The organism is Ideonella oryzae (assembly GCF_024055665.1).
Taxonomy (GTDB): Bacteria; Pseudomonadota; Gammaproteobacteria; order Burkholderiales; family Burkholderiaceae_C; genus Ideonella; species Ideonella oryzae.
In genome coordinates, this window is sequence record NZ_JAMXMC010000014.1 from 39,553 (window position 1) to 51,492 (window position 11,940).

At 67.4% G+C, this 11,940-nt stretch carries 12 protein-coding genes; 9 read left to right on the forward strand and 3 right to left on the reverse strand.

Annotated features, from left to right (window positions below):
* The first annotated feature begins 72 nt into the window (after positions 1-72).
* The 7 genes from atpE to M0L44_RS19670 all read left to right on the forward strand — a co-directional run bounded on the left by atpE (position 73) and on the right by M0L44_RS19670 (position 6,017).
* Complete coding sequence (gene atpE, locus M0L44_RS19640) at positions 73-339, forward strand: F0F1 ATP synthase subunit C (protein WP_256490378.1); 267 nt, start codon at positions 73-75, stop codon at positions 337-339.
* An 82-nt stretch (positions 340-421) separates the two neighbouring features.
* Complete coding sequence (locus M0L44_RS19645; RefSeq protein ID WP_151124075.1) at positions 422-892, forward strand: F0F1 ATP synthase subunit B; 471 nt, start codon at positions 422-424, stop codon at positions 890-892.
* 2 nt (positions 893-894) lie between these two features.
* On the forward strand, positions 895-1,428 hold the full coding sequence (locus M0L44_RS19650; RefSeq protein WP_252771882.1) for a F0F1 ATP synthase subunit delta: 534 nt from the start codon (positions 895-897) through the stop codon (positions 1,426-1,428).
* Positions 1,429-1,517: 89 nt separating this feature from the next.
* Positions 1,518-3,071: a F0F1 ATP synthase subunit alpha gene (gene atpA, locus M0L44_RS19655; RefSeq protein WP_252771883.1), complete on the forward strand. Its 1,554-nt coding sequence runs from the start codon at positions 1,518-1,520 to the stop codon at positions 3,069-3,071.
* 79 nt (positions 3,072-3,150) lie between these two features.
* On the forward strand, positions 3,151-4,035 hold the full coding sequence (atpG, locus tag M0L44_RS19660) for a F0F1 ATP synthase subunit gamma (RefSeq protein ID WP_252771884.1): 885 nt from the start codon (positions 3,151-3,153) through the stop codon (positions 4,033-4,035).
* Positions 4,036-4,101: 66 nt separating this feature from the next.
* On the forward strand, positions 4,102-5,514 hold the full coding sequence (atpD, locus tag M0L44_RS19665; RefSeq protein ID WP_252771885.1) for a F0F1 ATP synthase subunit beta: 1,413 nt from the start codon (positions 4,102-4,104) through the stop codon (positions 5,512-5,514).
* 83 nt (positions 5,515-5,597) lie between these two features.
* On the forward strand, positions 5,598-6,017 hold the full coding sequence (locus tag M0L44_RS19670) for a F0F1 ATP synthase subunit epsilon (protein ID WP_252771886.1): 420 nt from the start codon (positions 5,598-5,600) through the stop codon (positions 6,015-6,017).
* A 78-nt stretch (positions 6,018-6,095) separates the two neighbouring features.
* On the opposite strand, the gene M0L44_RS19675 is transcribed toward M0L44_RS19670, so the two are convergent.
* From M0L44_RS19675 to M0L44_RS19685, 3 genes are read right to left on the reverse strand one after another with little or no spacing between them, the layout of a single operon-like run.
* A complete protein-coding gene (locus M0L44_RS19675; protein WP_252771887.1) occupies positions 6,096-6,620 on the reverse strand; it encodes a TPM domain-containing protein in 525 nt (174 codons plus the stop codon).
* 1 nt (position 6,621) lies between these two features.
* On the reverse strand, positions 6,622-7,548 hold the full coding sequence (locus tag M0L44_RS19680; RefSeq protein WP_252771888.1) for a TPM domain-containing protein: 927 nt from the start codon (positions 7,546-7,548) through the stop codon (positions 6,622-6,624).
* Between the two features lie 8 nt (positions 7,549-7,556).
* Positions 7,557-8,174, reverse strand: a complete 618-nt coding sequence (locus M0L44_RS19685; RefSeq protein ID WP_252771889.1) for a LemA family protein — start codon at positions 8,172-8,174, stop codon at positions 7,557-7,559.
* Positions 8,175-8,282: 108 nt separating this feature from the next.
* Here M0L44_RS19685 and hemE point away from each other — a divergent pair, with 108 nt between their 5' ends.
* Positions 8,283-9,377 carry a uroporphyrinogen decarboxylase gene (hemE, locus tag M0L44_RS19690; protein WP_252771890.1) on the forward strand — a complete coding sequence of 365 codons (1,095 nt, stop codon included), beginning with the start codon at positions 8,283-8,285 and terminating at the stop codon, positions 9,375-9,377.
* Between the two features lie 394 nt (positions 9,378-9,771).
* Positions 9,772-11,934, forward strand: a complete 2,163-nt coding sequence (gene priA / locus M0L44_RS19695; RefSeq protein ID WP_252771891.1) for a replication restart helicase PriA — start codon at positions 9,772-9,774, stop codon at positions 11,932-11,934.
* Positions 11,935-11,940 lie beyond the last annotated feature (6 nt).

Genomic DNA, 11,940 nt, shown 5'->3' on the forward strand with positions numbered 1-11,940 from the left:
GTTGATCCGGATCCCCGCTCTTTCCTTTCCCGTTTCTACCTTTCCAACCCAACCTCTCAACTAGGAGTCATCATGGAAGTCATCAGCTTTGTTGCCCTCGCCGCCGGCCTGATCATCGGTCTGGGTGCTGTCGGTGCTTGTATCGGCATCGGCATCATGGGCAGCAAGTACCTGGAATCGGCCGCTCGCCAGCCCGAGCTGATGGGCGAACTGCAGACCAAGATGTTCCTGCTGGCCGGTCTGATCGACGCGGCCTTCATCATCGGCACCGGTATCGCCCTGTGGTTCGCCACGGCCAACCCGTTCCTGGGCCAGATCGCCCAGGTCGTCGCCAAGTAATTCGGCAACGGTCGTGTTGAGAGGCCGGGGTGCGCTGCGGCGCGCCCCTGCTGAATGTCCCGTCACCGTTTGAGGCAAAAAAGTGAGCATCACCGGTACCCTCATCGTCCAGATGATCGTGTTCCTGATCCTGGTCTGGTTCACGATGAAATTCGTCTGGCCGCCGATCACCGCTGCGCTCGACGATCGCGCCAAGAAGATCGCCGAAGGCCTGTCGGCTGCCGACAAGGCCAAGAGCGAGCTGGCCGTGGCCAACCAGCGCGTCGAGCAGCAGCTGTCCGCTGCGCGCGACGACGCTGCCAAGCGCCTGGCTGATGCCGAGCGTCTGGCCCAGCAGATGATCGAAGAAGCCAAGTCGCGTGCCAGCGACGAAGGTGCCAAGATCGTCGCCGCGGCCAAGGCCGAAGCCGAGCAGGAGTCCGTGAAGGCCCGCGAAGCCCTGCGTGAGCAGGTCGCCGTGCTGGCTGTCAAGGGCGCCGAAGCGATCCTGAAGCGTGAAGTCAACGCCGGCGTGCACGCCGATCTTCTGAACCGTCTGAAGACCGAGCTGTAATCATGGCTGAGCTTGCAACCATCGCACGTCCCTACGCCGAGGCACTGTACAAGTCCATCGGCACGGACAGCGCCCAGGCCCTGGTCGACCAGCTCCACACCGTGGGGCAGGTGGCCGGCGACGCCCAGCTGCGCCAGTTCGCGGACAACCCGAAGGTGACTTCGGAGCAGGTGTTCGATCTGGTCACCAGCGTGGCCAAGGTCGCCCTGTCGCCCAAGGTCGCCAATCTGCTGAAGGTCGTCGTCGAGAACGGCCGTCTGTCTGCCCTGCCGGAGGTCGACGCCCAGTTCCGGGCGCTGGTCAACGCCAGCAGTGGTGTGTCGGACGCGATCATCGTCAGCGCCTTCCCCCTGGACGCCGCCCAACTGGCCGACACGGTCGCCACGCTGGAGAAGCGCTTCGGTCGCAAGCTCAACGCGTCGGTGCAAGTCGATGAGTCGCTCATCGGTGGCATCCGCGTGGTGGTGGGCGACGAGGTGCTTGACACCTCCATCCAGGCCCGTCTGGAGCAGATGAAGGTCGCGCTGACCCACTGAGGCTCCGTCCCGCATCGGCACCCAACCCCAAGGCATAGCCCACCCGGCAGCCAGTCTCCCGCCTGACTGCCGCGCTTTCGGAGAAAGCAATGCAATTGAATCCTGCTGAAATTTCGGAACTGATCAAGAGCCGCATCGAAGGCCTCGGCGCTTCGTCGGACATCCGCAACCAGGGCACCGTCGTCTCGGTGACCGACGGCATCGTCCGCGTCCACGGCCTGTCCGATGCGATGCAGGGCGAAATGCTGGAATTCCCGGCTGGCAAGGACGGTCAACCTTCCTTCGGCCTGGCCCTGAACCTCGAGCGCGACTCCGTCGGCGCCGTGATTCTGGGTGAATACGAACACATCTCCGAAGGCGACACCGTCAAGTGCACGGGCCGCATCCTGGAAGTGCCCGTGGGCCCCGAGCTGGTGGGCCGCGTGGTCAACGCGCTGGGTCAGCCGATCGACGGCAAGGGCCCGATCAACGCCAAGATGACGGACGTGATCGAGAAGGTCGCCCCGGGCGTGATCGCGCGGAAGTCGGTGGACCAACCCGTCCAGACCGGCCTGAAGTGCATTGACTCGATGGTGCCCGTCGGCCGTGGCCAGCGCGAGCTGATCATCGGCGACCGCCAGACCGGCAAGACCGCCGTGGCGATCGACGCGATCATCAACCAGAAGGGTCAGAACATGACCTGCGTGTACGTCGCGATCGGCCAGAAGGCTTCGTCGATCAAGAACGTCGTGCGCGCCCTGGAACAGGCCGGCGCGATGGACTACACCATCGTTGTGGCCGCCTCGGCTTCCGAATCCGCCGCCATGCAGTACGTCGCTGCCTACTCGGGCTGCACGATGGGCGAGTACTTCCGCGACCGCGGCCAAGACGCCCTGATCGTCTATGACGACCTGTCCAAGCAAGCCGTGGCCTACCGCCAGGTCTCGCTGCTGCTGCGCCGCCCGCCGGGCCGCGAAGCTTTCCCCGGCGACGTGTTCTATCTCCACAGCCGCCTGCTGGAACGTGCCGCCCGCGTGAACGCCGACTACGTCGAAGCCTTCACCAAGGGCGAGGTCAAGGGCAAGACCGGTTCGCTCACCGCGCTGCCGATCATCGAAACCCAGGCTGGTGACGTGTCGGCCTTCGTGCCGACCAACGTGATCTCGATCACCGACGGCCAGATCTTCCTGGAAACCAACCTGTTCAACGCGGGTGTGCGTCCTGCCATCAACGCCGGTATCTCGGTGTCGCGCGTCGGTGGTGCCGCCCAGACCAAGCTGATCAAGTCGCTGTCCGGCGGTATCCGTACCGACCTGGCCCAGTACCGTGAGCTGGCTGCCTTCGCGCAGTTCGCCTCCGATCTGGATGCTTCCACCAAGAAGCAGCTGGACCGCGGTGCCCGCGTGACCGAACTGCTGAAGCAGGCGCAGTACTCGCCGCTGCCCATCAGCCTGATGGGGGCCTCGCTGTTCGCCGTGAACAAGGGCTACATGGACGATGTGGACGTCAAGAAGGTGCTGTCCTTCGAAGGCGGCCTGCACCAGTTCCTGAAGTCCAGCCACGCTGCCCTGCTGGCCAAGCTGGAGGCCGACAAGGCCATGGACAAGGCGGCCGAGGAAGAGCTGAACGGCGCGATTGCGGCCTTCAAGAAGTCCTTCGCCTGAAGCCACTGACTGACGGGACGGCACGCGCGCGCTCCAACGACACGAACGAGTCGTCCCTCACCCACTAGGAGAAACAGTCATGGCAGTCGGAAAGGAAATCCGCGGCAAGATCAAATCGGTGGAAAACACCAAGAAGATCACCAAGGCCATGGAAATGGTCGCCGCGTCCAAGATGCGCAAGGCGCAGGACCGCATGCGTGCGGCCCGTCCGTACAGCAACAAGATCCGCAACATCACGGCCAACCTGTCCCGGGCGAACCCCGAGTACAAGTCGCCGTACATGCGCGCGGATGGCAAGTCGGGCATCACGGGCTTTGTGGTGGTCACCACCGACAAGGGCCTGTGCGGTGGCCTCAACACCAACGTGTTGCGTGCCGTCACCAACAAGATGCGCGAGCTGCAGGACCAGGGCCGCAAGGTCGAGGCCGTGGCCATCGGCAACAAGGGCCTGGGCTTCCTCAACCGCGTGGGCGCCAAGGTCGTGAGCCAGGCCACGCAGCTGGGTGACACGCCGCAGCTTGAAAAGCTGATCGGCCCGCTGAAGGTGATGCTGGACGCCTTCGTTGAAGGCAAGGTCGATGCCGTCTACCTCTGCTACACCCGTTTCATCAACACGATGAAGCAGGAGCCGGTGGTCGAGCAACTGCTGCCTCTGCAGGCCGCGGCGCTCGAACAGAGCGAAGCCGAGAAGGCCGCGCACAGCTGGGACTACATCTACGAGCCGGATGCGGCATCGGTGATCGACGAGCTGCTCAAGCGCTACGTCGAGGCGCTGATCTACCAGGCGGTGGCCGAGAACATGGCCTCGGAGCAATCCGCCCGCATGGTGGCCATGAAGGCCGCGACCGACAACGCCGGCACGTTGATCAATGAGCTCAAGCTCATCTACAACAAGACCCGCCAGGCTGCGATCACGAAGGAACTGTCCGAGATCGTGAGTGGTGCCGCCGCGATCAGCGGTTGATCCCGGCAACGACGATCAACGCGATTCAGTTCCGAATACAGCGAATCAAGATTGAAGGACCGAAAAATGTCGAACTCTCAAGCCCAAGGCAAGATCGTTCAGTGCATCGGCGCCGTGGTGGACGTGGAATTCCCGCGTGACCGGATGCCCAAGGTGTACGACGCCCTGAAGATGGACGGCTCGGCGCTGACGCTGGAAGTGCAGCAGCAGCTGGGTGATGGCGTGGTGCGTACCATTGCGCTGGGCTCCTCCGACGGCCTGCGCCGCGGCTCGGTGGTCTACAACACCGGCAACCCCATCACCGTGCCCGTGGGCACCGCGACCCTGGGTCGCATCATGGACGTGCTGGGCAACCCCATCGACGAGCGCGGCGAAGTCTCGCAAGAGCTGACTGCCTCGATCCACCGCAAGGCCCCGACCTACGACGAGCTGTCGCCGTCGACCGAGCTGCTGGAAACCGGCATCAAGGTGATCGACCTGATCTGCCCGTTCGCCAAGGGCGGCAAGGTGGGTCTGTTCGGTGGTGCCGGCGTGGGCAAGACCGTGAACATGATGGAGCTCATCAACAACATCGCCAAGGCCCACAGCGGTCTGTCGGTGTTTGCGGGCGTGGGCGAGCGCACCCGTGAGGGCAACGACTTCTATCACGAGATGGCCGACTCCGGCGTCGTGAACCTGGAGAACCTGGGCGAGTCCAAGGTGTCCATGGTCTACGGCCAGATGAACGAGCCCCCGGGCAACCGTCTGCGCGTGGCCCTGACCGGCCTGACCATCGCCGAGTCCTTCCGCGACGAAGGCCGTGACGTGCTGTTCTTCGTGGACAACATCTACCGTTACACCCTGGCTGGTACCGAGGTGTCCGCGCTGCTGGGCCGCATGCCTTCCGCCGTGGGCTACCAGCCGACGCTGGCCGAGGAAATGGGCCGCCTGCAAGAGCGGATCACGTCGACCAAGGTCGGCTCGATCACCTCGATCCAGGCCGTGTACGTCCCTGCGGATGACTTGACCGACCCGTCGCCCGCCACGACCTTCGCCCACTTGGATGCCACCGTGGTGCTGTCGCGTGACATCGCCTCGCTGGGCATCTACCCCGCCGTGGACCCGCTGGATTCGACCTCGCGCCAGATCGACCCGAACATCATCGGCGAGGAGCACTACAGCACCACCCGTGCCGTGCAGGCCACCCTGCAGCGCTACAAGGAACTGCGCGACATCATCGCCATCCTGGGCATGGACGAACTGTCGCCGGAAGACAAGCTGGCCGTGGCCCGTGCCCGGAAGATCCAGCGCTTCCTGTCGCAGCCCTTCCACGTGGCCGAAGTGTTCACCGGCTCGCCGGGCAAGTACGTGCCGCTGAAGGAAACCATCCGCGGCTTCAAGATGATCGTCGCCGGTGAATGCGATCACCTGCCCGAGCAGGCCTTCTACATGGTCGGCACCATCGACGAGGCCTTCGAGAAGGCCAAGAAGATGCAGTAAGCCGAGGCGCGGCTGCGCGGGTGGGCCCCACTCGCCAGCCGCCTTCTGTCTGCTGATCCATCTTCAAGTCAAAGGACCCGACCATGGCAACCATTCACGTCGACGTCGTCTCCGCCGAAGAGAACATCTTCTCGGGCGAGGCGAAGTTCGTCGCGCTGCCGGGCGAGGCGGGCGAGCTGGGCATCCTGCCGCAGCACACCCCGCTGATCACCCGCATCAAGCCGGGCGCGGTGCGCATCGAGCGGGCTGACAACGGCCAGGAAGAGTTCGTCTTCGTGGCCGGTGGCATCCTGGAAGTGCAGCCACACTGCGTGACCGTGCTGGCGGACACCGCGATCCGCGGCCATGACCTCGACGAGGCCAAGGCCGCCGAAGCGAAGAAGCTGGCCGAGGAAGCGATGAAGAGCGCCAAGAGCGACATCGACTTCGCCCGCGCCCAGAGCGAGTTTGCCGTCATGGCAGCTCAGCTGGCCGCCATCCAGAAGCTGCGCAAGACCCGCTGATCCATCCACTGCCCGCCGGTTCTCTGGTGGGCCCGGAAGAACCCGTCGCCTCCTCTCGGAGCCGGCGGGTTTTGTTTTTCAGCGCAGCACCGGGGCGTCGGGCAGTTCGTTGGGCCGCGGCGACTCATCGGTGCGCGCAAAGCCCGCGCACAGCAGCCGGTCGACCTCGGTCAGCGCTGTCGTCAGCCCGGCCTCGACCTGGCCCCGGGCAAAGGCCTGGCTGAGGCCCTGGGCCAGCGTCTGCCAGCGAGCCTCGGGAACATGCTGCCTCAGGCCACGGTCCGCCACGATCTCCACCGCCCGGTCGGCCAGCAGCACGTAGATCAGCACGCCGACGTTGTCTTCGGTGTCCCACACGCCCAGCTGCCCAAAGCACTCCAGAGCGCGTTGGCGCGGCGCGACGCCCCCCCAGGCGGCGGCCACCGGCAGGCCGGCTTCCACGCACAGGCGGATCTGGCCGCGGTGGCGTGCTTCGCTGGCCTGCACCAGGCCCGTCAGGCGGGCTGCAGCGGCCGGTGGCAGGGCGCGTGAGCTGTCCCGCTCATCCAGCCAGAAATGTCGCCAAGCCCGGGCCAGGCGGGGCAGAAGTGCGGTCAGGGTCATCTCACCACCGTCCCGAGGCGCCACCGCCGCCGAAGTCGCCCCCGCCGCCGGAGGAGAAGCCACCGCCGTCTCCGCCACCGCCCCAGGAGCCACCACCGCCGCCGCCCCAGATGATGGGCGGGCCGCCGGAGCTGCCACCGCGTCCGCCGCTGCCCATCACGCCCACCAGGATCCAGGCCACGACGCCCGCGCCCAGACCCAGCAGCCAGCTCGTGGCCAGCCAGCCGGCCAGCGTGCCGGCGCCCAGGCCGGTCAGCAAGGCGCCGGTGCGGCGGCCCAAAAAGCCCGACAGGATGGAGCCGAGGATGGGCACGCCAACGAAGAAGAACAGGCCGAGGCCTTGCCAGTCGCCGCCGGTGTCCCGGGCGGGCCGCGCCGCTGGAGTGGGCAGGGCCTCGCCGCGGATTCGCGCGGTGAGCTGATCGACCGCGGCATTGAGGCCACCGGCGTAGTCGCCCTGACGGAAAGCCGGCACCAGGCTGCCCTGGATGATCTGGCTGGCAGCCAGGTCGGGGATCGCCCCTTCCAGCGTCTTGGCCACCTCGATGCGCACAGTGCGGTCCTGCTTGGCCACCAGCAGCAACACACCATCGCCGACGTCCTTGCGGCCGATCTTCCACTGGTCGGCCACGCGCCAGCCGTAGGCGGCGATGTCCTCGGGGGCCGTGGTGGGGACGATCAGGATCACGATCTGCGTGCCGGCGGACTGCTCAAAGGCGGCCAGCTTCTGCTCCAGTGCCTGGGCCTGTGCTGAGGTCAGCGTGCCGGTCTGGTCCATCACCCGGGCGGTGAGCGCCGGGATGGGCAGGCCGGTGGACTGGGCCCGGGCCATGCCCCAGCCCACGGCCGTCAGCAGCACCAGGGCGGCCAGCCACAGGCCGCGCAGCCAGGGCCTGGCGGGCCGGCGCAGAGCGGGTGCCGCGTGCATGCCAAGCTTCAGCGCGAAGCCGCCGGGGCCGCGCCGAAGTCCACCTTCGGCGGCTCGGCCAGTGCCTTCTCGTTGTCCACCGTGAAGTTGGGCTTCACTTCATAGTGGAACGCCATGGCCGTCAGGTTGGTCGGGAAGCTGCGGGCCAGCGTGTTGTAGTCGGCCACCGTCTTGATGTAGCGGTTGCGGGCCACGGTGATGCGGTTCTCGGTGCCTTCCAGCTGCACCCGCAAATCCTGGAAGCCCTGGTTGGCCTTCAGGTTGGGGTAGTTCTCGCTCACCACCAGCAGGCGGCTCAGCGCGCTGCTGAGCTCGCCCTGGGCGGCCTGGAATTTCTGGAAAGCCTGCGGGTCGTTGATCAGCGCGGGCGTGGCCTGGATCGAAGTGGCCTTGGCCCGGGCTTCGATCACCCTGGTCAGGGTCTCCTGCTCGAAGTTGGCCTCGCCCTTGACGGTGGCCACCAGGTTGGGCACCAGATCGGCCCGGCGCTGGTACTGGTTCAGCACCTCGGACCAGTTGGCCTTGACGGCCTCGTCCTGGCGCTGAAATTCGTTGTAGCCGCAGCCCGACAGGCTCAGGCTGGCGGCCAGCACCAGGGTGGCGGCTCCAAGACGGCGGGTGTTCATCGCAGCGTTTCTCCTCGTGTGCGGGATGCCCGGGATGGCGGGCAAACGTTTCAGAAAATGGGGGCGACGCGCGGCGCTTCAAGCAGAGGCGGCGGGGATAATCGCATCATGTTCGCACCGCTGCTCAACGACACCTTCCTGCGCGCCTGCCTGCGCCAGCCGACGTCCCACACCCCCGTCTGGCTGATGCGCCAGGCCGGACGCTATCTGCCGGAATATTGCGCCACCCGCGCCAAGGCCGGCAGCTTCATGGGCCTGGCCACGAACGTGGACTATGCCACCGAGGTGACGCTGCAGCCGCTGGAGCGTTACCCGCTGGATGCAGCCATCCTGTTCTCGGACATCCTGACCGTGCCCGACGCGATGGGCCTGGGCCTGTCCTTCCAGCAGGGCGAAGGCCCCCGCTTCGCCCAGGTGGTGCGGGACGAGGCCGCGGTGAACGCCCTTGCCGTGCCGGACATGGACAAGCTGCGCTACGTCTTTGACGCCGTCACCTCGATCCGCAAGGCACTGAACGGCCGCGTGCCGCTGATCGGCTTCTCTGGCAGCCCCTGGACGCTGGCCTGCTACATGGTCGAAGGCGGCGGGTCGGACGACTACCGGCAGGTCAAGACGCTGCTCTACAGCCGCCCGGACCTGATGCACCGCATCCTCCAGGTCAATGCCGACGCGGTGGCGCTCTACCTCAACACCCAGATCGACGCCGGCGCTCAGGCCGTGATGATCTTCGACAGCTGGGGCGGTGTGCTGGCCGATGGCGACTTCCAGGACTTCTCGCTGGCCTACACCCGGCGCGTGGTGCAGCAGCTGCGCCGCGAGAAGGATGGTCAGCGCATCCCGGTCATCGTCTTCACCAAGGGCGGCGGCCTGTGGCTGGAGGAGATTGCCGGCGTGGGCGCCGACGTGGTGGGGGTGGACTGGACGGTGAACCTGGCCCGCGCCCGCGCGGCCGTGGGCGACCATGTGGCCCTGCAGGGCAACCTGGATCCGACCATCCTGTTTGCCCCGCCCGCGGCCGTGCAGGCCCAGGCCGTGCGGCTGCTGGACAGCTTCGGCCGTCCGCAACGCACCGACGGCCGCTGGGACGGCCACATCTTCAACCTGGGGCACGGCATCAGCCAGTTCACCCCGCCCGAGCATGTGGCCGCGCTGGTCGAGACGGTCCACGCCCACTCGCGCACCTTGCGGGCGCCTGCCGCCTGAAAACGGTGCCTGGCGGCGCTTGCGTCAGGACAAACCCGCGCGAAATGGCGCCCCAAGTTGGTGGGGTGAGTGCTTGCTCAGTGCTTGACTTATCCCCATCTCCAGCGCAGCGAAACTCTTGCTGCGCTGCGGAGGGGCGGTGGCGTGAATTCCTCAGGTCGTGCGTCGCAAGTGATTGTTTTCAAAGGAATTTTTTCATCGAGCTCCATCGATCGGTGGATGGGGATATCCCGAGTGCCCTTCGCGAGAGCAGCGTGGCACATGCGGGTTTCTCACAAAGTTATCCACAGAAATGCGGGCAAGTGGAAAAGCGTTTCTCAATCATGAACTTGGCGCCGATTCCTCATCAAAAGTCCTGGTGCCTGATGCACTGCGGCAAGAAAGGCTTGGGCTGATGCGCCTGGGCGTGGCCGTCGATGCCCCGCAGTACGCCGCCCTGGGTGACGTGCTGCACTACCTTTCGGAGCAGGCGCTGCCGCCGGGCAGCCTGCTGCGCGTGCCCTTGGGCCGGCGCGACACGCTGGGCCTGGTCTGGGAACAGGTGTCCGAGGAGGTGCCGGCTGATCCGGGCGTGACGCTGCGCCCGGTGGGCGAGGTGCTGGCCTGTCTGCCGCCGCTGGGTGAGCCCTGGCTGCGGCTGGTCGAGTTCACGGCCCGCTACTACCAGCGTGCCATCGGCGAGGTGGCGCTGTCGGTGCTGCCGCCGGAACTGCGCAAGCTCGACGACACCGCGCTGGCCAAGCGTCTGGCCCGCCTGCGCCGCCAGTGGGGCTTGCCGTCCCCTGAGGGCGAGGCACAACCCAAGAAGCGTCGGCGGGCTGTTGCGGCGGCGCAGGAGGCCCTGCCCCCGGTACCGCCCCCCGAGCCCGAGCGTCCCCCGCTGATGCCGGACCAGGCCACGGTGCTGGAGGCCATTGCGGCCCAGTTCGCGGCTGAGACGCCCACCTGCCAGCTGCTGCACGGCGTCACCGGCAGCGGCAAGACCGAGGTCTATCTGCGGGCCGCCGAGGCCGCACTGGCGGCCGGCAAGCAGGCCCTGGTGCTGGTGCCGGAGATCAACCTCACGCCGCAGCTGGAGGCCCGCTTTGCCGAGCGCTTCCCCGGCCGGCGCCTGGTGTCGCTGCACAGCGGCCTCACGCCGGCGCAGCGCCTCTTGAACTGGCTGGGCGCCCACCTGGGCCATGCCGACCTGGTGCTGGGCACCCGGCTGGCCGTCTTCTGCCCGCTGCCGCGCCTGGGCCTCATCGTGGTCGACGAGGAGCACGACCCCAGCTACAAGCAGCAGGACGGCGCCCGCTACTCGGCGCGCGACCTGGCCGTCTACCGCGGCCGGCTCGAGAAGGTGCCGGTGTTGCTGGGCTCGGCCACCCCCTCGCTGGAGAGCTGGCAGCAGGCCCGCACCGGCCGCTACCAGCTGCTGGCCATGCCGCACCGGGTGGGGCAGGGCGAGTTGCCCAAGGTGCGGGTGGTGGACATGGCGCAGCAGCCCAAGCCACCGCAGGGACGGGAGCCGCCGCCGCTGTGCCCGCCGGTGCTGGCGGCCGTGCAGGAACGGGTGAGCCGCGGTGAGCAGAGCCTGCTGTTCCTGAACCGGCGCGGCTTCGCGCCGGTGCTGCATTGCGCGGCCTGCGGCTGGAAGAGCGGCTGTCCGCACTGCAGCGCCTGGCGCGTCTTCCACAAGGGCGACCGCACGCTGCGCTGCCACCACTGCGGCTTCACCGAACGGGTGCCCACCGCCTGCCCGGACTGCGGCAACCTGGACATCGAGCCCATGGGCCGCGGCACCGAGCGCCTGGAGGAGCAGATGGTGGCCCTGCTCGAAGGCGTGCAGCGCCCGGACGGGAGCCCGGCCCGCGTGGCCCGCATCGACGCCGACACCACCCGCCTCAAGGGCAGCCTGGAGCAGCAGCTGGCCGCCGTGCATGCCGGCGAGGTGGATGTGCTGGTGGGCACGCAGATGATCACCAAGGGCCACGACTTCCGCAACGTGACCCTGGTGGTGGCCGTCAACCCGGACAGCGCGCTCTACGCGGCAGACTTCCGCGCGCCCGAGCGGCTGTTCTCCTCGCTGCTGCAGGCCGCCGGCCGGGCTGGCCGTGACGCCGAGGCGGCCGCGCGCAGCGAAATGTGGATCCAGACCTGGACGCCGGGCCACGCCCTGTTCGCCGCGCTGCGCCAGCACGACTATGCGGCCTTCGCCGCCAGCCAACTGGAAGAGCGCGAGATGGCGGGCCTGCCGCCCTTCAGCCATCTGGCCCTGCTGCGGGCCGAGGCGCGCGACCCGGCCGTGGCCGAGGCTTTTCTGCGCGCCGCCCGCGAGATGGCCCGGGCCTGGCTGGCCGAACACGGCGAGCCGCCGGTGATGCTCTACGCCCCCGTGCCACCGCAGATCGCCAAGGTGGCCGGGCTGGAGCGCCGCCAGATGCTGCTGGAGGCTGGCCACCGCGGCGCGCTGCAGCGCCTGCTGGCCGACTGGGTCCCGGGCTTGCATGCCCTGCGTGCGGCCCACCGCGGCCTGGCGCGCTGGGCCATCGACGTGGACCCGCTGTCCATCTGAAATCCG

Coding starts and splice junctions, on each gene's coding strand:
- atpE (WP_256490378.1), top strand. CDS start 73: ATGGAAGTCATCAGCTTTGTTGCCCTCGCCGCCGGCCTGATCATCGGT.
- M0L44_RS19650 (WP_252771882.1), top strand. CDS start 895: ATGGCTGAGCTTGCAACCATCGCACGTCCCTACGCCGAGGCACTGTAC.
- atpA (WP_252771883.1), top strand. CDS start 1,518: ATGCAATTGAATCCTGCTGAAATTTCGGAACTGATCAAGAGCCGCATC.
- atpG (WP_252771884.1), top strand. CDS start 3,151: ATGGCAGTCGGAAAGGAAATCCGCGGCAAGATCAAATCGGTGGAAAAC.
- atpD (WP_252771885.1), top strand. CDS start 4,102: ATGTCGAACTCTCAAGCCCAAGGCAAGATCGTTCAGTGCATCGGCGCC.
- M0L44_RS19670 (WP_252771886.1), top strand. CDS start 5,598: ATGGCAACCATTCACGTCGACGTCGTCTCCGCCGAAGAGAACATCTTC.
- M0L44_RS19675 (WP_252771887.1), bottom strand. CDS start 6,620: ATGACCCTGACCGCACTTCTGCCCCGCCTGGCCCGGGCTTGGCGACAT.
- M0L44_RS19680 (WP_252771888.1), bottom strand. CDS start 7,548: ATGCACGCGGCACCCGCTCTGCGCCGGCCCGCCAGGCCCTGGCTGCGC.
- M0L44_RS19685 (WP_252771889.1), bottom strand. CDS start 8,174: ATGAACACCCGCCGTCTTGGAGCCGCCACCCTGGTGCTGGCCGCCAGC.
- hemE (WP_252771890.1), top strand. CDS start 8,283: ATGTTCGCACCGCTGCTCAACGACACCTTCCTGCGCGCCTGCCTGCGC.
- priA (WP_252771891.1), top strand. CDS start 9,772: ATGCGCCTGGGCGTGGCCGTCGATGCCCCGCAGTACGCCGCCCTGGGT.